Origin of the sequence: Nonomuraea turkmeniaca (genome assembly GCF_005889735.1) — a bacterium.
GTDB lineage: Bacteria > Actinomycetota > Actinomycetes > Streptosporangiales > Streptosporangiaceae > Nonomuraea > Nonomuraea turkmeniaca.
The window spans coordinates 1-18075 of sequence record NZ_VCKY01000219.1; the positions used below are offsets into that span (position 1 = coordinate 1).

Here is an 18075-nt window from a genome sequence, read left to right on the forward strand (position 1 = left end):
GGTCATTGCACCACCTCGATGTAGTCCAGGTTCGGGTTGCCGCCCGCGGTGGCGGCCGTGATCCGCACCGTCGGGCCGACGTTGCCGCTGCGGTCGAACAGCTCGGCACGGTGCGCGGCCGGCAGGTACCAGTCGCGGGCCTGCCAGCCCATCGGCGTCGGGTCGAGCGCGGGCAGCAGCGCCGCCCACGGCTCCGGCTGCGGGACCTCCTCCAGGTCGCCGGGCAGCACGTGGCCGACGCCCTCGTCCAGCTCGACCTCGGCCGCGCCGACCGCGGCCAGGGCCCGGCGCACGTCCGCCAGCGTCCAGCCGGTCCACCACTTCAGATCCGCCTCGGTGCCCGGCCCGAACGCCGCCAGCCACCGGCGTACCAGCTCCACCTGCGCGTCGGCCGCCGCCAGTTTCGGCATCTCCGGCGCCAGGCCCCAGCGGTGGATGGAGCTGATCCACGTGCCCGACGCGCGGCCGCACCGGACCAGCAGGCCCTCCATCGCCATCAGCCCCAGCAGCCGCGACCCGACGCTGATCATCCCCTCGTACCGCTTGCCGGCGTTCACCTTGATCTGCTCACGCAACCGCGGCTCCAGCACGCCCAGCTCCGCGGCCGTCACCTCGCCGGCCTCGGCCAGCGCCCGCAGCACCGACGCCTGGACGTCCGTCAACCTGGCCTCGTCCCAGCCGCCCTCGCCGAACACCTTCAGCAGCGACCTGCGCTCCCTGAGGGCGATCGCCGGCATCGAGGAGTGGTGGACGACAGGCACCAGCTCGGCGGGCACCACGAACACCGTGCGCCGCATCCCGGTCATCCGCACCAGAGTGCGGTCGGCGTACAGGGCCCGCTCGACCGGCCCGGGACCGGGGGCGGCCAGCCGTGCGCCCGCCGACAGGAACACGGTGGCGGGGTCGGTGCCGTGCAGCGCCACAACGGACGCGGCGGCCTCCTCCGGAGTGGCCGCCTTGACCGCGAGCCGGTGCCTGGTGGCGAGCCTCGCCTGCCTCTGCCGCGCCGAAATCCGCACCATCGCCCCCTTCTCCGGAGTAAGCGTAGTTGGAGGATCACACACCTGGCGACGGGTGGAGCGGGCGGCGGTTGATGTCCATGTGCATAGGCCCGCGGGCGTCCGCATTGCTTCACTGGAAACCATCATCCACTGCGTCGGCGCGCGGGCTGAGCACGGGTTGAAGGAGGCCACTTCGATGCGGGATGTGATGATGAGTCGTCACGCCTTCCTGCCCGCTCGCACCGGGCAGGAAGGCGTGTCCGGCCATTGTTCATCATCGTGTGGGAGTTCGTAGTGGTTCAGCAGGTTCTGATCGCCCCGGACAAGTTCAAGGGGTCGCTGACGGCGGCCGAGGTGGCGCGGCGGGTGTCGGCCGGGCTCGGCGTCCCCACGGTGGAGCTGCCGGTGGCCGACGGCGGCGACGGGACCGTTGACGCCGCCGTGGCCTGCGGCTTCGACCGGATCACGATCGAGGTGACCGGGCCGACCGGCGAGCGCATCCCCGCCGCGTACGCCTGGCACCCCGAGGACGACACCGCCGTGGTCGAGCTGGCGGAGGCGTCCGGGCTGCGCCGGCTGCCGGGAGAGCGCGAGCCGCTGACGGCCACCAGCTACGGCACGGGCGAGCTCGTCGCGGACGCGGTGCGGCGCGGGGCCAAGCGGGTGGTGCTGGGGCTGGGCGGCAGCGCCTGCACGGATGGGGGAGCGGGGATGGCGCAGGCGCTCGGCGCACGTCTGGTCGACGCCGAAGGTCGCGAACTCCCGCGGGGCGGCGCGGCGCTGAAGGCCCTGGCTCGCATTGACATGTCGGAATTTGCGGATATTTCCGGTGTGGAGTTCGTGGTGGCGAGCGACGTGGACAACCCGCTGCTGGGCCCGCACGGCGCCGCCGCCGTTTACGGCCCGCAGAAGGGCGCCACCGCGGAGGACGTCAAGACGCTGGAGGCGGGCCTGTCCCGCTTGGCGGCGATCGCCACGCAGACGCATGGCCTGCTGGGGGCGGTGGAGCACGATGACACCCCCCGGCCGATGGGTGTCGCCGGGGCGCCTGGGGCGGGGGCGGCCGGCGGCGTCGGGTTCGCGGCCCTGGCGTTCCTGCACGCCGACATCCGGCCCGGCATCGACTATCTGCTCGGACTGCTCGGATTCGGCACGCACGTCGAGGGCGCGCGGCTGGTCGTCACCGGCGAGGGATCGCTGGACGAGCAGTCGCTGCGGGGCAAGGCGCCGATCGGGGTGGCGCAGGCTGCGGCCAAGGCGGGCGTGCCGGTGGTGGCCGTCTGCGGGCGGCGTACGCTCAGCGACGAGGAGCTGAAGGCCGCCGGCATCCGGGCCGCGTACGCCCTCACCGACCTGGAACCCGACCTCGGCCGCTGCATCGCGGAGGCCGGACCCCTGCTGGAGCGCCTCGCCGCCAGGATCGCCGCCGACCACCTCGAAGGGAAGTAGATGACGCAGCTGGACCTCGTGATCCGGTCCCGCAGGACCGTCACCCCGGAAGGGGAGCGGGCGGCCGCGGTGGCCGTACAGGGAGAGAAGATCACGGCGCTGTACGACTACGCCGCGCCGCTCGACGCCGCCGAGGACATCGACCTGCGCGACCTGGCGCTGCTCCCCGGGCTGGTGGACACGCACGTCCACGTCAACGAGCCGGGGCGGACGCACTGGGAGGGGTTCGACTCGGCGACCAGGGCGGCGGCCGCGGGCGGCGTCACGACGATCATCGACATGCCGCTCAACTCGCTGCCGCCCACCGTCAGCGTGGCGGCGCTGGAGGCCAAGCTGGCGGCCGCGCGCGGACAGTGCCACGTGGACGTCGGATTCTGGGGCGGGGCCGTGCCGGGGAACGTCAAGGAGCTCGCGCCGCTGCACGAGCGTGGCGTGTACGGGTTCAAGTGCTTCATGTCGCCCTCGGGGGTGGCGGAGTTCCCGCCGCTGACGCACGGTGAGCTGCGGCGGGCGCTGGAGGAGGTCGCCGGGTTCGCGGGCTCCGGCGGCCTGATGGTGGTGCACGCGGAGGACCCGGCGTTGCTGCGGGAACCGGCCGGTCCGACCTATTCGGAATTTCTGGAATCGCGGCCAGGGGTGTCGGAGCGGAGCGCCGTCCAGCGGGTGGTCGAGCTGGCCAGGGAGACCGGCGCCAGAGCGCACATCCTGCACGTGTCCAGTGCGGACTGCCTGGACGTGCTCGAGGCCGCTCAGGCCGCCGGCGTGGCGGTGACGGCCGAGACCTGCCCGCACTACCTCACGCTGGCGGCCGAGCAGGTGCCGGAGGGGGGCACGGCGTACAAGTGCTGCCCGCCCATCCGCTCCGAGGCCAACCGGGACCAGCTGTGGGACGGGCTGGCGAGAGGGGTGCTGAGCTGCGTCGTGTCCGACCACTCGCCGTCGCCGGCCGACCTGAAGGTGCCTGACTTCGCCGCCGCCTGGGGCGGCATCGCCTCGCTCCAGCTCGGGCTGCCCGCCGTGTGGACGGAGGCGTCCCGCCGTGGGTACGGCCTGGGGGACGTGGTGCGCTGGATGTCCGCCAATCCATCAGCCTTGGCCGATATTTCCGGAAAAGGCGGCATAGAGCCGGGCAAGGACGCTGACCTGGTCGCCTTCGACCCCGGCGCCGACAACCCCGTGGACGCCGCCCGCCTCCACCACAAGAACCCGGTCACCCCGTACCACGGCCGCGTCCTCAAGGGCGCGGTGCTGACCACCTGGCTGCGCGGCAGACCCGTGGACGGCGAGCCGCACGGCCGATTCCTCCCAGCCGAGGGGACGTGATGGGGATGCCCCGCTTCACCAGCCTGCCGGACCTCGCCCTGCGCACGCTCGGCGGCTCCGTCGTGGGCGCCAGCGACGAGTCGTTCGCCGAGAAGGAGAGCCTGATCCGGCCGGGCCGGCCCGGCTTCCAGGCGGAGACGTTCGGCAACAAGGGCCAGGTGTACGACGGCTGGGAGACCCGGCGCCGCCGCGAACCCGGCCACGACTGGGCGCTGGTACGGCTGGGGATCCCCGGCGTGATCCGCGGCGTGGTGATCAACACGGCCTGGTTCAAGGGCAACTATCCGCCGCACGCCTCCGTCGAGGCCGCCGCCGTCGACGGCTATCCGTCACCGGCCGAGCTGCTGGCCGCCGAGTGGGTGGAGATCGTCCCGAGGTCCGAGCTCAAGGGGGACGCCGAGCACCATCTCGCCGTCACCGACGAGAGCCGCTACACCCACGTGCGGCTGAACATCTTCCCCGACGGAGGCGTCGCCCGGCTCCGCGTGCACGGCGAGCCCCGCCCCGACCTGTCGGTCCACGAGGGCCTCAGCCTCGACCTGGCCGCCCTCCAGAACGGCGCCCTGGTCACCGCCTGCTCCAACGAGTTCTACTCCGCGCCCAACAACGTCATCTTCCCCGGGCTGGCCCGCCACCAGGCGGAGGGCTGGGAGACCGCGCGCCGGCGGGACGAGGGCAACGACTGGCTCGTCATCCGGCTGGTCGGCCGCGGACTGATCCGCCTCGCCGAGATCGACACCACGAACCTGCTCTTCAACGCTCCCGGCTGGGTCTCCCTGACGGGCCTCGACGGGGAGGGCGGCTCCGCGCGCCGTGTGGACCTCCTGCCCAGGACCCGCCTCCAGCCGGACACCGCACATCGCTTCAGACTGGACCACACGGACCCGCTCACCCATGTACGCGTCGACATCTACCCTGACGGCGGCCTGGCCAGAGTCCGCCTCCACGGCCACCTGACCTGACACCCCACCGGCAAGGCCGCGCACCCGCCGCCGCGCGGCCTGCCGGGCTCTCTGGCGTCAGTGCCAGAGGAAGACCGTGCTGCCGGTCGGGCGCTCGCTGTTGGGCAGGGGCCGCTGGAACTGCACCACGCCGCGGTTGCCCAGCCGCTGCACCCGCACCTTGAACCCGAGGGCCTCTAATTCCGCCTTCGCGTCCTTGACGTCCTTGCCGATCACCCCGGGCACCATGCTGAAATGCTGATCATCGCGGGCCTGGTTGTCCCCACGCCCCAACCAGTCCAAGAAGTCGTTGCACCGCGCCACCGTGACCATGACCTGCGCGCCCGGATCCACCTCGGACTTGGCCTTGGGCGCCTGGGCGATCACCGTGCACGGCTCGGCGTCGTCGTCCACCTCCTGGACCTGCACCTGAAAGCCCTGCTGGCCGAGGTAGGCGGCGGCCTCGTCCTTCGGCATGCCGGAGACGTCCGGCATGACCAGCCCGGCGCTCACGAAGATGTCGATCTTCGTGTCCTCCTTGACCTTCTCGCCGTTCTGCGGAGAGGTGCGGATCACCTTGTCGCGCTCGACCTGCGTGTTGGCCAGGCGCTTGACCGACCCCACGGTCAGCCCGGCAGCGGCGATCTTGTCACGGGCGTCGTTGCCGGTCAGGCCCGCGACATCGGGCACGACCACCCGCTTGGGCCCGAGCGACGGCACCATGGTGATCATGGCGCCCCGCTCCACCTCGGTCTTGGCCACCGGGTCGGTGCTGAGGACGAGCCCTTCGGCCACGTTCTCGTCGTACTTGCCGTCCACCGTCTTGATCTTGAAGCCGTCCCTGGCGGCGGCCTTCTCGGCCACGGCCAGGCTCTTGCCCACCAGGTCGGGTACGGGGACGTACTCAGGCTGGGCGAAGAACCACCCGGTCAGCCCGACGGCGACGACCATCACGCCCGCCAGTATCACCAGGAACCAGTTGGGCCGGAACCCTCGCCGCTGGGGCACCTCGGCCCGCGGCTGGATCAGCGTGTGCGACGGCGCCGTCTGCGGCGCCGACGGCGCGGCGTGCACGCCGGTCCTGATGTTCGGCTGGCGGAACCCGTGGGGCTGGGAGTGCGACGGTGGCGGAGTGGTCGTCCGCGGCAGCATCCGGTGCGTGTCCACGGCCGCGACCAGCATGGCCGTCGCGTCGGCGGGGCGGTCACCCGGCTCGCGTGCCGTGGCGTGCGCCACGAGCGTGTCGATCAGCGGCGGCACCTCGGGCACCAGCGACGACGGCGCCGGCACGGTGTCGTGCACATGCCGGTACGCCACCGACATCGGCGTCTCGCCGTCGTACGGCTGCTGCCCCGTCACCAGCTCGAACAGCATGATGCCCGCGGCGTACACATCGCTGCGCACGTCGGCCGCGCCGGTGGTGACCTGCTCGGGGGCCATGTAGCCGATCGTGCCGATCATCACGCCGGTGCGGGTCTGGTTCGTCGCCTCGATGGCCCTGGCCAGGCCGAAGTCGACGACCTTGACCCGGCCGTCGTCCGTCATCAGGACGTTTTCCGGCTTGACGTCGCGGTGCACCAGCCCGGCCTGGTGGGCCGCGCCGAGGGCGGCGAGCACCGGGATCATGATCTCGAGCGCCTCGCGGGCGGGCAGCCGGCCGCGGTCGCGCAGGATGTCACGCAGCGTCTTGCCCGGCACGTACTCCATCGACAGGTAGACGACGTCGTTGTCGGTGCCCTGGTCGAAGACGTGCACCACGTTGGGGTGGGAGAGACTGGCCACCGACTTCGCCTCGCCGATGAACCTCCTGACGAACGCCGGGTCCTCGGCGAGCGAGCGGTGCATGACCTTCAGCGCCACCGTCCGGTCGAGCCGGACGTCCAGCGCGAGGTAGACGGTCGCCATACCGCCCCGGGCGATCCGGCTCTCGATGCGATAGCGCCCATCGAGGAGCCGTCCGACCAGGGGGTCCGCAGTCGTCGTGTCCACCCCGCTGAGTTTACGGGCGTTTTGCCACTGGCAGGGCCCGACCGCCCGAAACCGATGCGGAGCCGTGCCCGATGGAACGTGCCCACATCCGGGGAAGCGGACACAGGCCCACCCGCATCACTCCGGCACCCGACTTCGGGCGTGTCAGGGCCAGGCCCCGGCCCGCAGCATCTGCCGGGGCTGCGGCGGCGTCAGACGTCATCCGGGATGCATGCCTCGGCACGGCGGCGCGTCAGGGCGTCATCGGGGAGGATGCCTCGGCGTAGCGGCGCCGTGGGATGCGGCCGGCCTGCCGCGCCAGCCGCCCCGCCACCACCGCCGACTTCATGGCCGCCGCCATGAGGTCGGGCCGCTGCGCGCGGGTGACCGCCGTGGCCAGCAGCACGGCGTCGCAGCCGAGCTCCATCGCCAACGCGGCGTCGCTGGCCGTGCCGATGCCCGCGTCGAGGATCACCGGCACCGCGGCGGCCTCCACGATGAGCTCGATGTTGTGCGGGTTGCGGATGCCCAGTCCCGAGCCGATCGGCGCCCCCAGGGGCATCACGGCCGCGCAGCCGGCCTGCTCCAGCCGCCGCGCCAGCGCCGGGTCGTCACCGATGTACGGCAGCACCACGAACCCGTCCGCCACCAGCCGCTCGGCCGCGTCGAACGTCTCGATCGGGTCGGGCAGCAGCGTGCGCTCGTCGGCGATGACCTCGAGCTTGACCCAGTTCGTGCCGAGCGCCTCCCTGGCCAGCCGCGCCGTCAGCACGGCCTCTCCCGCGGTGAAGCAGCCGGCCGTGTTCGGGAGCACCTTGATGTCCCGCTTGCGCAGCACGTCCAGCACGGAGCCGCGGGCGCCCGGGTCGAGGCGCCGCATGGCGACCGTGGTCAGCTCGGTGCCCGACGCGGCCAGCGCCTGGTCGAGCACCTCCAGGGAGGGCGCGCCGCCGGTCCCCATGATGAGCCGGGAGGAGAACTTCTCCCCGGCTATGATCAGATCATCCACCTTGCACCGCCGTCAGAACCTCCACGCGGTCTCGATCGCTGAGCGCCGTCGTCTCCCAGGCGCTGCGCATGACCACCTCGTCGTTCACGGCCACGGCCACCCCGGTGGTGGCCGCGGTCAACGTCCGTACGGCCTGCGCCACGGTCATGCCATCGGCGACCTCGCGCGCGGATCCGTTGATCATCACATTCATGAGATTTCCTGAAACCTCCCCGGCGAGCACAACGCCGCCAGCTCACCCTCTTCGCCACCCAAGTCACCCACCATGAGCGCCGCCGTGAGCGGCGCGAGCAGCACGCCGCCCCGGTAGTGCCCGGTGGCCAGGTCGAGCCCCGGCGTCCCGCTCGGACCGATGATCGGCACGTTGTCCGGCGTGCCCGGCCGCAGCCCGGCCACCACGTCGGCGACCTCCAGCTCGGTCACGCCCGGCACCAGCTCCCTGGCGTCGCGCAGCAGCTCGTAGAGCCCGCCGGCGGTCACCCTGGTGTCGAACCCCAGCTCCTCCTGGGTGGCCCCGACCACCAGCTCGCCGTCGCCGCGGGGGACCAGGTAGACGTACGAGCCGTGCACGGTGCCGCGTACGCACCGGCTGAGCAGCGGCTGCGGGGAACGCAACCGCATGATCTGCCCCTTGATCGGGCGCACCGGCACCTCGGCCAGCTCTCCGCTCCAGGCGCCGGCCGCCAGCACGACCCGCTCCGCCCGGATCTCGGACGGTGGTTCCGGTCCGCCGGGCGGCGGCTCCAGGCGTACCCCGACGACCCTGCCCCCGACGACCCTGTCCCCCGCCACGCTGCCTCCGGCGACGCTGCCGTCCCGGTCGCGCAGGAGGCCCGCGGCGCGGGCCCGCACCAGCGGCACATGGAGCCGGTCCAGGGCCGCGAGCAGGGCCGCCGTCACTCGGCGCGGGTCCACCCAGGCGTCTTCGGGAGCGAGCAACCCGCCGCGCACCGACGGGGCCAGCATGGGCTCCAGGCGTCGGCACTCGCGCCCGGTCAGCCGCTCGACCGGCAGCCCCAGCTTCTCCATGTACGTCGCCAGCTCGTCCAGCGTCGCCAGATCGTCGGCCCCGAACGCCACGTCGAGTGTCCCGTCCGCACGCAGGTCAAGCCCGAGCCGAGCCCCGTCGCCGATCGCCCCCAGACCACCATGGGGCGACCCGGCATCTCCGGTCGGCTCGGCATCTCCGGTCGGCCCGGAGTTCCTGGTCAAGCCGGCGTTCCCGGTGAGTCCGGCGTCCTCGGCCAGTTCGGCGGCGAACGACGGCCAGCGGCGCAACGACGCCATCCCCAGCCGCAGCAGCGGCGTCTCCGTGTAGGTCACTTCGCTGACCGGCGCCAGCATCCCCGCCGCCGCGTACGAGGCTCCCGAGGCCGGGGCCGGATCCACCACGGTGACCGGCCGCCCCGACCGGGCCAGCCGCCAGGCGATGGACAGCCCGACGATCCCGCCGCCTACGATCACATCCACATGCGCTCCCTTCGCCGGCATGATCCGGATCAGGTGTCTTGCGGTCGAAGGCCCGGTGCAGCCTTCCTCTCAGCCCGGTAACGGCCGGACTCCCGCGCGTCTGTCCTCCTCAGCCTACGGCCTCGGTGCGACGTCCAAGCACGCCCCCCGTTAGGGTCTTGAACGTGGACCATGTCGTGGTGGTGGGAGCGGGCCTGGCGGGCGTCCGCACAGTGGAGGCCCTGCGCGGGCGCGGGTTCGGCGGCAGGATCACCCTGATCGGGCAGGAGCGGCATCGGCCGTACGACCGCCCGCCTCTGTCCAAGAGCGTGCTGCTCGGCGAGGCCGACACCAGCTTCGTCGACACCGACCTGGCCGCCCTCGACGTCGCCTTCCTGCCGGGTGTGTGCGCCAAGGCGCTGCGCGAGGGCGTCGTGGAGACGACCGAGGGTGAGATCGGCTACGACGGCCTGGTCATCGCCACCGGGTCCGAGCCGATCAGGCTGCCCGGCGACGGCCCCCAGCACGTGCTGCGCACCCTCGACGACGCCCACGAGCTCAGGGCCATGCTCGTGCCCGGCGCCCGCGTCGCGATCATCGGCGCCGGCTGGATCGGCGCCGAGGTGGCCACGGCCGCCCGCCGCGCCGGCTGCGCGGTCACGGTGATCGAGGCGGCCGGCACCCCGCTCGCGACCGCCGTCGGTACGGAGATCGGGGCCCGCACGCAGCGCTGGTACGAGGGCATCGACCTGCGGCTGAACACCATGGTCCGGTCCGTGGACGAGGGCGGCGTGCGGCTGGTGGACGGCGAGTTCGTCGAGGCCCACGTGGTCGTGACCGGCATCGGCGTACGACCCGCCGTCGAGTGGCTGGCCGACGCCGACATCGACCTGCACAACGGCGTCGTCGTCGACGAGCACCTGCGGGCCTCGCTGCCCCACACGGTCGCCGTCGGGGACTGCGCCGCATGGTGGTCGCGCCGCTTCCACACCCGGCTCAGGATCGAGCACTGGGACACCGCGCTCAACGCGCCCGAGGTCGCCGCCGCGACGCTGCTGGGCGAGGACACGGTGTACGACCCGGTGCCGTACTTCTGGTCGGAGCAGTTCGGGCACATGGTCCAGTACGCCGGGCACCATCCGGCGGGGGAGCGGCTCATCTACCGCGGCGACCCGGAGGGCAAATGGTCGGCCGTCTGGCTCACCGCCGACGACGCCATCGTCGCGGTGCTCGCCGTGGACCGGCCGCGAGACCTCGTACAGGGGCGCAGAATCATCGCCGCAGGAGGCCGTCTCGACGCGGAACGCCTGGTAGATCCAGACGTATCCCTACGAGATTGTGTTGTTTGAGCAAGCACGGCATGTGGTAGTTGTGGTTTCGTGACGCTTTCTGTTGCACAGATCGACCGGGAGACCGAGCAACTCGTGGACGAGTGGCTCACGCTCCCCGAAGTGGCCCAGCGCCTTGAGCTTTCCCTCGGGCGGGCCAAGCAACTCCTCAAGGATCACAAGCTCCTCGGCGTGCGCCGGGGGAGCGGCGGGCCGCACGTGCCCGCGGTGTTCCTCGACGGAAAGGACGTGATGAAGGGCCTGCCCGGCACACTGACCGTGTTGCAGGACGCCGGCTACGACGATGTCGAGTCGCTGCGTTGGCTCTTCACCCCCGACGAGTCGCTGCCGGGGTCGCCCATCGAGGCGATCAAGGCCGGCCGTCATACCGAGGTCAAGCGGCGTGCCCAAGCCCTCGCTTTCTGACGCCCGCCTCTACCTCTGCACGGACGGCCGCCGCGACCGCGGCGACCTCGCGGAGTTCCTCGACACGGTGCTGGCCGGAGGCGTGGACATCATCCAGCTGCGGGAGAAGGGCCTGGAGGCACGCGACGAACTCGCTCTCCTCGAAGTCTTCCGCGACGCCTGCGACCGGCACGGCAAACTGCTGGCCGTCAACGACCGGGCGGACATCGCCTACGCCGCCCGGTCCGACGTGCTCCATCTGGGGCAGGACGATCTTCCTGTGACGGTCGCGCGAGAGATACTCGGCGACGACATCGTCATCGGACGGTCCACCCACTCCGCCGCCGAGGCTTCCGCCGCGGCGGTGGAGGAGGGCGTCGACTACTTCTGCTGCGGGCCCATCTGGCCCACCCCGACCAAGCCGGGCCGCCCGGCTCCGGGGCCGCCGCTGCTGCGGCACGCGGCGTCGCTGGGGACGTCGCGGCCGTGGTTCGGGATCGGCGGCATCGACTTCGGCAACCTGGACGAGGTCGTGTCGTACGGGGTCCGGCGGGTCGTGGTGGTACGCGCGATCACCGACGCGGACGACCCGGGCGCGGCGGCGGCGGAGTTCGCCAAACGCCTGTCGGCGGCGGCCGCCGACTGACGGCGGCCACCTGTCGGCGCTGACGGCCGCCACCTGACGGCGGCCACCTGTCGGCGCTGACGGCCGCCACCTGACGGAAACGGCCCGCCCGCCGACTGCCGAGTTCGGCACGCCCACCGACGGGCGACGCCCACCGACGGGCGACGCTCGCCGGCGGGCGACGCTCTGTGCGGTGGACGGGAGGCCGGGCGAGGCGGTCAGGTGCTGCGGGAGGTGGCGGCGATGGCGAGGTCGGTCAGCGCGGCGTGGGCCTCGGCGGTGATCGGGGCCTGGTCGAGTGCGGCCAGCGCGTCGCCCAGATAGTCGCCGATCAGGTCCTCGCACGCCCGCAGCGCCCCCGTGTCCTCGATGATCTGCCGCAGCGTGGCCACCCCATGCGCGTCCAGCTCCGGATCCCCGAGCAGGCGGCGGACCGTCTCCGCCTCGCCCGGTGCGGCGGCCGCCAGGGTGCGGGCCACGAGCATCGTGCGCTTGCCCTCGCGCAGGTCGTCCCCGGCCGGCTTGCCGGTCTGCGCCGGGTCGCCGAACACACCCAGGATGTCGTCACGCAGCTGGAACCCGATCCCGACCCGCGTGCCGAACCCGATGCACAGATCGTCCATCCACGGCACGCGCTCCTGGGCGGCCAGCACCAGTCCGAGCCTGAGCGGCTGCTCCACCGAGTACTTGCCGCTCTTGAACAACGCCACCCGCAGGGCCGAGTCGAACGTGTTCTCCCCGTGCGCCTGCTCCAGCAGGTCCAGGTACTGCCCGCACATCAGCTCGGTGCGCATGTGGTCGTGCACGGGCTGGGCCGCCTCCAGCGAGGCGCGGGGCAGGCCGCTGGTGCGCCACATCTCACCCGACCAGAGCAGCAGCAGATTGCCCAGCAGGATCGCCGCGCCCTCGCCGAACTGCTCCGCCGATCCGTGCCAGCCGGCCTTCTCGTGCAGCGCCTGGAAACGGCGGTGCGCGGCCGGCATGCCCCTGCGCAGATCGCTCTTGTCCATCACGTCGTCGTGCACCAGTGCGCTGGCCTGCAGTAACTCCAGCGAGGCCGCCGCCGTGAAGATCTCGGGCACGTCCGTGCCGCCCGCGCCGCGCCAGCCCCAGTAGCAGAACGCGGGACGCAGCCGCTTGCCCCCGGCCAGCAACTCGTCGGCGGCCGTGCGCAGCGGCTCGAGATCGGGGTCGCCAGGGGAGGGCAGCTGCCGTTCGACGAACTCGCCCAGGGCCCGTTCCACGTGCGTGCGCAGGGCCTGCATGCGCGCGGCGTCAGTGGTCATGTCTTGAGACTAGTGGCCGGGCCAACGCGCTCCGATCCGGGCTCGCGTTCCGCGTCTCCGGCGGCCTGTGGTCCCGGCCGGGTGCCTGTAACCTTGGCCCATGGCGCTTGGTCGACCCTCCATCCGGCCCGATCGTGTTCCCACCGTTCGCGAGATGCTCGCTTCCGGTGGCCGCACGTTCTCGTTCGAGTTCTTCCCGCCGAAGACCGACGAGGGTGAGCGGCAGTTGTGGCGGGCGATCAGGGAGCTGGAGTCGCTGCGGCCGACGTTCGTGTCCGTGACGTACGGCGCGGGCGGCTCCACGCGTGATCGCACGGTCGACATCGTGGAGCGGATCGCCCACGGCACCACGCTCACGCCCGTGGCGCATTTCACCGCGGTCAACCACTCGATCCGCGAGCTGCGCCACCTGATCGGGCGCTTCGCCGACGCCGGGGTGCGCAACATCCTGGCCGTCCGCGGCGACCCCCCCGGCGATCCCACAGGCGAGTGGGTGCAACATCCCGAGGGCGTGCTCTACGCCGAGGAGCTGGTGCGGCTGATCAGGCAGGCGGGTGACTTCTGCGTCGGCGTGGCCGCCTTCCCCTACAAGCACCCGCGCTCGCCGTCCATCGAGTCCGACACCGAATACTTCGTGAGCAAGTGCCGCGCCGGGGCCGACTACGCGATCACTCAGATGTTCTTCCAGGCGGGGGACTATCTGCGGCTGCGGGACCGGGTGGCGGCCAGGGGGTGCGACACGCCGATCATCCCGTGCATCATGCCGGTGACGCAGATGAGCACGATCGCGCGGTCCGAGCAGCTGTCGGGGGCGCCGTTCCCGCCGGACGTGGCGGCGCGCTTCGAGGAGGTCGCGGACGATCCGGCGGCGGTGCGGCGGCTGGGCATCGATCACGGGGCCGAGCTGTGCCAGCGGCTGCTGGACGAGGGCGCGCCGGGCATCCACTTCATCACGTTCAACCGCTCCAGCGCGACGCGTGAAGTGTTCCAGCGCCTCGCCGTGCCGATTTCTGCTTGATTCAAACCCTCATCCTTTACGGTCACCCAGCGGCACCCACCCACCGACCAGGGCTGAGGGCCTCCAGGGAGACGCTGTCTGACCCCGCACGGGGCCGGCCGCCGCTACGGCGTCAGGCAGGCCTTGAAAGGGGTGTGCCCGTCACCCGCCCGCAGGGGGACCGGGCGGGTGACGGGCCGGGGACGGTAGTCGACGACATGTAAAGGGTCCGTCACTTTCTGTCATGGATGGTGCCCTTGGGCATGTCGTGGTAAACCCATGAGTCACGGCTTCATCAGCGGCACCTTCAGGGGAGCGGCAGGGGGCGGCCGGCGATCGCGTACTCCTCGTAGCCGCCCGGGAAGATGAACCTCGTCAGCAGGTCCGTGAAGCCGAGGCTGGCGTAGAGGTGGCGGGCGGCCGTGGGCTGGTCGTGGGTGGACAGGACGGCCGTGCGCTCGCGGCGGCCCGCGCACAGCGTCCTGATCATGGCCCGGCCGACGCCCTTGCCCTGGTAGTCCGGGTGGACGTGGATCTCGGCCAGCTCGAAGGCGTACCCGAGCCAGGCGTTGGCCACCTCCCGGCCCGACTGTTCCGCGAGCGCTCTGAGGACCACGTCGTGCCACCACTGCCCGGGCGCGCCGCGGAAGCCGTACGCGAAGCCGACGATTCGGGTTTCGGGAACTTCCCCAGAAGGGGATGAATCACGCAATTCTGCGAAATAACACTGAAAATGGGGATATGTCGCATGATTTCGCATGATGGTCTTGCGACCGGCGATCTGGTCCTCGGGAGGGTTCATCGCTGCGGTGTATATGCCGATCACTGTCTCCAGCCGCTCGGTGAATCCGGCCGGCCCCGCCCCGCGAAACTCGATCACCCGTCGCACACTACTCGACGTCCACGGGGGTGCCCCCGGTGATCCGCACCAGCTCGTCGAAGGTGGTCGGGAACACCGTCGACGGATGCCCCCCGGCCGCCCACACCACCTCGTGCTTGCTCAGCCAGTTGTCCACCAGGGTCCGCACCGGCGCCGGGTGGCCGACCGGGGCGACGCCGCCGATGGGCTGGCCGGTGGCGGCGCGGACGAACTCCGGTGTCGCGCGGCGTACCCGCTGGGCGCCCGCCGTGCGGGCGATGAGCTCGACGTCCACGCGGTGCGCCCCGCTGGTCAGCACGAGCAGCGGCGCGCCGTCGGCGTCGAAGATCAGGCTGTTGGCGATCGCCCCGACCTCGCACCCCAGCTGGGCGGCGGCCGTGGCCGCCGTGGGCGCCTTCTCGGGCAGGACGACGATCTCGCCGCCCGCCCCCAGCGCACGCAACGCGGACTCCACGACAACGGCATTCGCCGGCAACTTCTCAGACATGGAGCCACTCTAAACAGATTGACCGCTTGAAGACCTATTCATGGTGACTGGTGTAGGGTCCGTTGATCCGTTATTGAATGATGTGAGAGGTGGTACACGTGGGGGCTCGACCGCTGCCCGGGATGGCTGCTCTCCTGACGGCGGGCGCCGTCGTACTTTCGGGCTGCGGGTCGCAAACGCCGCAACGCACGCACGCGTCGCCGGCTGTCACACATGCCGTCCCCATCGCGGCGGGCGCCCAGTCCGTGCCCACCGCCGCCCCGGTCGCAGCGCCCCGCAAAACGCTCAAGCTGGGCGCCAAGGGCAAGGCCGTCACCTGGCTGCAGAAGAGGCTGACCGAGCTGGGCTACCGCCCAGGCAAGGCCGACGGCCGGTACGGCGGGACGACGCTGGCGGCCGTGTGGGCGTTCCAGAAGGTCAACGGGATCAAGCCGTCCAGCACGATCGCCAAGCGGACGTGGGCGGCCCTGGAGACCCCCAAGACCCCCAAGGTGCTGGTGAAGAACGGCAAGCCGACCCGCGCCGAGGTCAACCTCGCCAAGCAGATCATGGTCCTGTACGTCGGCGGCGAGGCCAAGCTGATCACCCACATCTCGTCGGGCAGCGGCGTCCCCTACTGCGAGACCACCACGTGGCAGGGCAGGGAGCAGCGGTTCTGCGGCTCGGCCAGGACCCCGACCGGCAACTACCGGACGACGTGGCGCACGAGCGGCTGGCACAAGTCGTACCTGGGCCAGTTGTACAACCCGATCTTCTTCAACGGCGGGATCGCCTTCCACGGCGCGCTGTCGGTGCCGCTCTACCCGGCCTCGCACGGGTGTGTGCGCCTGCCGATGAACGTGGCCCAGGTGCTGCCCGAGATGCTCGGCAAGGGCGTTCCCGTCCACGTGCGGGGCTCGTTCAAGCGCCCGTGACATAACGCCCGCATAACCGGAATCGGTGACGGGCGGGTCATGGCTCCTGCCGGACTCCCTCCTGACTAGCAGGGGGGATCCATGACAATGACGTCTTCGCCCGAATGCCGGACATCGTGCCGGGCGGCGCGGGGTAACGGCCGGTCCCGGCCGCGGTGGCTGCCGCCGGCCGACGCGATCCTGCGCGCCCTCGTGCCGGCCTGCCTCGTCGCGATGCGCGACCTGGCCGCCCGAGGCTCGGCCGGGGCCGCGTCACGCGTCGTCAGGGTGCGTGGCGTCCCAGTGGCCGCGGGCCGCGGCGATGGCGTCCTTGTGATCCCTGGACCAGCCGGCCAGCCGCTCGACCGCCTCGGCCAGGCTCTGGCCCATCGGCGTCAGCCGGTACTCGACCTGTGGCGGGATCGTCGGGTACGCCGTGCGCTCGACCAGCCCGTCCCGGCACAGCCGCCGCGTGGTCAACGTCAGCATCCGCTGGGAGATGCCGGGAATCGCCCGGTGCAGCTCCCTGAACCGGCGCACGCCCTTGGCCAGCTCCACCATCACCAGCACCGTCCACTTGTCGCCGATCCGGTCGAGCACGTCGCGGATTCCGCAGTCGTCATCCCCGCACGGCCCGCTGACCTGGTGGGTTACGTCCGTGTGCGCGACTGACATGAGAGTGCCTCCTTACGACGGGCGCCCGAGCGCGCCCATGCTGTGCCCGGAGAAACACACTAGGGGGTTCGATGATTCTCGTAACGGGCGTGTCCGGGGCGTTGGGCGGTTCGATTCTCGACGGGCTGCGGGCCCGCGGACTGGAGGTGGCCGGGGCGAGCAGCTCCGGTGACGGCGCCGCGGTACGGCACGCCGACTTCGACCGGCCCGAGACGCTGGCGGCCGCGTTCGCGGGCGTGGACGTGCTGGTGTTCGTGTCGGCGGGGTACGCCGAGGACGACGTCGTCCTGGCCCGCCACGGCGCCGTGGTGCGGGCGGCCGCCACCGCGGGCGTCAAGCACGTGATCTACACCAGTCTGGCCGGGTCCGGCGACCGGCTCACCATCGCCCTCGCGCACCGGTGGACGGAGGCGCGGCTCGCCGAGGCCCCGTTCGACGTCACGATCCTGCGGAACGGCCTGTATGCCGAGCTGATCGCCGGGATGGCGCTGACCGGGGCCGGGAGTGGGGTGCTCGCGCTGCCGTTCGGTGACGGGCGGGTGCCGGTGGTGGCTCGCGACGACCTGGCCGCCGTGGCCGTGCGCGTGGCCGCCGAGACCTGGGCCGACCTGGCGGCGGGCGCGCCGCGGCGGCACGCGGGCAGCACGTACGAGCTGGAGGGGGTGAGCGCGGTCGGCGGGCACGACCTCGCCGAGGTGCTGGGTGAGGTGCTCGGCCGGACCGTCGAGTACCGGACCGTGGCCGTGGGCGAGGTGCGGCCGCTGCTGGCCGGGCTGGAGGCGTACCAGGTGGGGCACACGGTCTCGATATTCTCCACCATCAACGCCGGCCTGCTGGAGGCCGGGCACAACGACCTGCCGGCGTTCCTGGAGCCGCGGCCGGCTCGGGACGTGATCGCGGCGACGGTGAAGTCCGGCCTGGAGGGCTGACACCACGGCGGCGGCGTGCGGGGCTGGCGTCAGGGCGTGGTGGGCGCGTCCTCCTTGCCGGCCGCCCCGGCCGTCGCCGCCGCGGTCGCGCGCCGGCCCTCCCGGGCCGCCAGCACCAGCCCGGCCGCCTGGGCCAGCCCGGCGGCCAGGATGAGGAAAGCCGTGGCGGTCTGCCAGGACGGCACACCCGCCGCGAAATCGGCCGCGTCGTAGAGGGCCGCGAGGAGCCGTACGGGATTGAGGAACGCCACCACGAACCCCAGCGCGTACGGCACGATGAGGAAGCCCGACACCACGAGCAGGAGCGTGCGCCCCCGGCGAGGCCGCCGCAGGAGCACCCCGATGACCGCGTAGGCGACCGCCACCACGCCCACCAGCAGGGCTGTCCACCAGACCAGCCGCCAGGCGTCCACGCCGAGCGATGTCAGCC

The 18075-nt window shown here is 72.0% G+C and carries 19 protein-coding genes and 1 riboswitch; of the genes, 9 read left to right on the forward strand and 10 right to left on the reverse strand.

The window, feature by feature from the left end:
- Nucleotides 1-2 precede the first annotated feature (2 nt).
- Nucleotides 3-1022: a winged helix DNA-binding domain-containing protein gene (locus ETD86_RS42320; RefSeq protein WP_138672267.1), complete on the reverse strand. Its 1020-nt coding sequence runs from the start codon at nucleotides 1020-1022 to the stop codon at nucleotides 3-5.
- 258 nt (nucleotides 1023-1280) lie between these two features.
- Here ETD86_RS42320 and ETD86_RS42325 point away from each other — a divergent pair, with 258 nt between their 5' ends.
- Genes ETD86_RS42325 through alc form a run of 3 tightly spaced genes read left to right on the forward strand, consistent with a single transcriptional unit; the run spans nucleotide 1281 to nucleotide 4735 of the window.
- Nucleotides 1281-2450 carry a glycerate kinase gene (locus tag ETD86_RS42325; protein WP_246149099.1) on the forward strand — a complete coding sequence of 390 codons (1170 nt, stop codon included), beginning with the start codon at nucleotides 1281-1283 and terminating at the stop codon, nucleotides 2448-2450.
- Nucleotides 2451-3773: an allantoinase AllB gene (gene allB / locus ETD86_RS42330; protein ID WP_138672268.1), complete on the forward strand. Its 1323-nt coding sequence runs from the start codon at nucleotides 2451-2453 to the stop codon at nucleotides 3771-3773.
- A complete protein-coding gene (gene alc / locus ETD86_RS42335) occupies nucleotides 3773-4735 on the forward strand; it encodes an allantoicase (protein WP_246149100.1) in 963 nt (320 codons plus the stop codon). The genes allB and alc overlap by 1 nt, the downstream gene beginning before the upstream one ends.
- A gap of 57 nt (nucleotides 4736-4792) precedes the next feature.
- Here the strand turns inward: alc and pknB are convergent, their stop codons facing one another.
- From pknB to ETD86_RS42355, 4 genes are all read right to left on the reverse strand, one after another.
- A complete protein-coding gene (pknB, locus tag ETD86_RS42340; protein WP_138672269.1) occupies nucleotides 4793-6703 on the reverse strand; it encodes a Stk1 family PASTA domain-containing Ser/Thr kinase in 1911 nt (636 codons plus the stop codon).
- A gap of 232 nt (nucleotides 6704-6935) precedes the next feature.
- Nucleotides 6936-7691 (reverse strand): thiazole synthase, encoded by a 756-nt coding sequence (locus ETD86_RS42345; RefSeq protein ID WP_138672270.1) that lies wholly within the window; start codon nucleotides 7689-7691, stop codon nucleotides 6936-6938.
- The gene (thiS, locus tag ETD86_RS42350) at nucleotides 7684-7884 is read right to left on the reverse strand and encodes a sulfur carrier protein ThiS (protein WP_138672271.1); all 201 of its coding nucleotides are present in this window, start codon (nucleotides 7882-7884) and stop codon (nucleotides 7684-7686) included. The genes ETD86_RS42345 and thiS overlap by 8 nt, the downstream gene beginning before the upstream one ends.
- The gene (locus tag ETD86_RS42355) at nucleotides 7881-9182 is read right to left on the reverse strand and encodes an FAD-dependent oxidoreductase (RefSeq protein WP_170223554.1); all 1302 of its coding nucleotides are present in this window, start codon (nucleotides 9180-9182) and stop codon (nucleotides 7881-7883) included. Before ETD86_RS42355 ends, thiS begins: the two co-directional genes overlap by 4 nt.
- Nucleotides 9151-9267: riboswitch (TPP riboswitch) on the reverse strand. (Overlaps the previous gene by 32 nt.)
- Before the next feature lie 58 nt (nucleotides 9268-9325).
- Between ETD86_RS42355 and ETD86_RS42360 the strand changes: the two genes are divergently transcribed.
- From ETD86_RS42360 to thiE, 3 genes are read left to right on the forward strand one after another with little or no spacing between them, the layout of a single operon-like run.
- A complete protein-coding gene (locus ETD86_RS42360) occupies nucleotides 9326-10489 on the forward strand; it encodes an NAD(P)/FAD-dependent oxidoreductase (protein ID WP_138672273.1) in 1164 nt (387 codons plus the stop codon).
- 30 nt (nucleotides 10490-10519) lie between these two features.
- Nucleotides 10520-10894 carry an Rv2175c family DNA-binding protein gene (locus tag ETD86_RS42365; RefSeq protein ID WP_138672274.1) on the forward strand — a complete coding sequence of 125 codons (375 nt, stop codon included), beginning with the start codon at nucleotides 10520-10522 and terminating at the stop codon, nucleotides 10892-10894.
- Complete coding sequence (gene thiE, locus ETD86_RS42370) at nucleotides 10872-11519, forward strand: thiamine phosphate synthase (protein ID WP_138672275.1); 648 nt, start codon at nucleotides 10872-10874, stop codon at nucleotides 11517-11519. Before ETD86_RS42365 ends, thiE begins: the two co-directional genes overlap by 23 nt.
- Nucleotides 11520-11716: 197 nt before the next feature.
- On the opposite strand, the gene ETD86_RS42375 is transcribed toward thiE, so the two are convergent.
- Nucleotides 11717-12784: a polyprenyl synthetase family protein gene (locus ETD86_RS42375; RefSeq protein WP_138672276.1), complete on the reverse strand. Its 1068-nt coding sequence runs from the start codon at nucleotides 12782-12784 to the stop codon at nucleotides 11717-11719.
- A 154-nt stretch (nucleotides 12785-12938) separates the two neighbouring features.
- On the opposite strand from ETD86_RS42375, the gene metF reads away from it, so the two are divergent.
- The gene (gene metF / locus ETD86_RS42380) at nucleotides 12939-13802 is read left to right on the forward strand and encodes a methylenetetrahydrofolate reductase [NAD(P)H] (protein ID WP_246149103.1); all 864 of its coding nucleotides are present in this window, start codon (nucleotides 12939-12941) and stop codon (nucleotides 13800-13802) included.
- Nucleotides 13803-14088: 286 nt separating this feature from the next.
- Here the strand turns inward: metF and ETD86_RS42385 are convergent, their stop codons facing one another.
- The gene (locus tag ETD86_RS42385) at nucleotides 14089-14493 is read right to left on the reverse strand and encodes a GNAT family N-acetyltransferase (protein WP_246149106.1); all 405 of its coding nucleotides are present in this window, start codon (nucleotides 14491-14493) and stop codon (nucleotides 14089-14091) included.
- Between the two features lie 178 nt (nucleotides 14494-14671).
- A complete protein-coding gene (locus ETD86_RS42390) occupies nucleotides 14672-15148 on the reverse strand; it encodes a YbaK/EbsC family protein (protein WP_138672279.1) in 477 nt (158 codons plus the stop codon).
- 98 nt (nucleotides 15149-15246) lie between these two features.
- On the opposite strand from ETD86_RS42390, the gene ETD86_RS42395 reads away from it, so the two are divergent.
- On the forward strand, nucleotides 15247-16062 hold the full coding sequence (locus ETD86_RS42395; RefSeq protein WP_246149108.1) for a L,D-transpeptidase family protein: 816 nt from the start codon (nucleotides 15247-15249) through the stop codon (nucleotides 16060-16062).
- A gap of 252 nt (nucleotides 16063-16314) precedes the next feature.
- On the opposite strand, the gene ETD86_RS42400 is transcribed toward ETD86_RS42395, so the two are convergent.
- The gene (locus ETD86_RS42400) at nucleotides 16315-16716 is read right to left on the reverse strand and encodes a winged helix-turn-helix transcriptional regulator (protein ID WP_138672280.1); all 402 of its coding nucleotides are present in this window, start codon (nucleotides 16714-16716) and stop codon (nucleotides 16315-16317) included.
- Between the two features lie 71 nt (nucleotides 16717-16787).
- Here ETD86_RS42400 and ETD86_RS42405 point away from each other — a divergent pair, with 71 nt between their 5' ends.
- A complete protein-coding gene (locus ETD86_RS42405) occupies nucleotides 16788-17645 on the forward strand; it encodes an NmrA family NAD(P)-binding protein (protein WP_138672281.1) in 858 nt (285 codons plus the stop codon).
- A gap of 29 nt (nucleotides 17646-17674) precedes the next feature.
- Here the strand turns inward: ETD86_RS42405 and ETD86_RS55955 are convergent.
- Nucleotides 17675-18075: hypothetical protein (locus tag ETD86_RS55955; RefSeq protein WP_211370655.1), on the reverse strand; the 401-nt coding region annotated here is incomplete at its 5' end.

Coding starts and splice junctions, on each gene's coding strand:
- ETD86_RS42390 (WP_138672279.1), bottom strand. CDS start 15,148: ATGTCTGAGAAGTTGCCGGCGAATGCCGTTGTCGTGGAGTCCGCGTTG.
- ETD86_RS42405 (WP_138672281.1), top strand. CDS start 16,788: ATGATTCTCGTAACGGGCGTGTCCGGGGCGTTGGGCGGTTCGATTCTC.
- ETD86_RS42355 (WP_170223554.1), bottom strand. CDS start 9,182: ATGCCGGCGAAGGGAGCGCATGTGGATGTGATCGTAGGCGGCGGGATC.
- ETD86_RS42320 (WP_138672267.1), bottom strand. CDS start 1,022: ATGGTGCGGATTTCGGCGCGGCAGAGGCAGGCGAGGCTCGCCACCAGG.
- allB (WP_138672268.1), top strand. CDS start 2,451: ATGACGCAGCTGGACCTCGTGATCCGGTCCCGCAGGACCGTCACCCCG.
- alc (WP_246149100.1), top strand. CDS start 3,773: ATGGGGATGCCCCGCTTCACCAGCCTGCCGGACCTCGCCCTGCGCACG.
- metF (WP_246149103.1), top strand. CDS start 12,939: ATGCTCGCTTCCGGTGGCCGCACGTTCTCGTTCGAGTTCTTCCCGCCG.
- ETD86_RS42400 (WP_138672280.1), bottom strand. CDS start 16,716: ATGTCAGTCGCGCACACGGACGTAACCCACCAGGTCAGCGGGCCGTGC.
- ETD86_RS42375 (WP_138672276.1), bottom strand. CDS start 12,784: ATGACCACTGACGCCGCGCGCATGCAGGCCCTGCGCACGCACGTGGAA.
- thiS (WP_138672271.1), bottom strand. CDS start 7,884: ATGAATGTGATGATCAACGGATCCGCGCGCGAGGTCGCCGATGGCATG.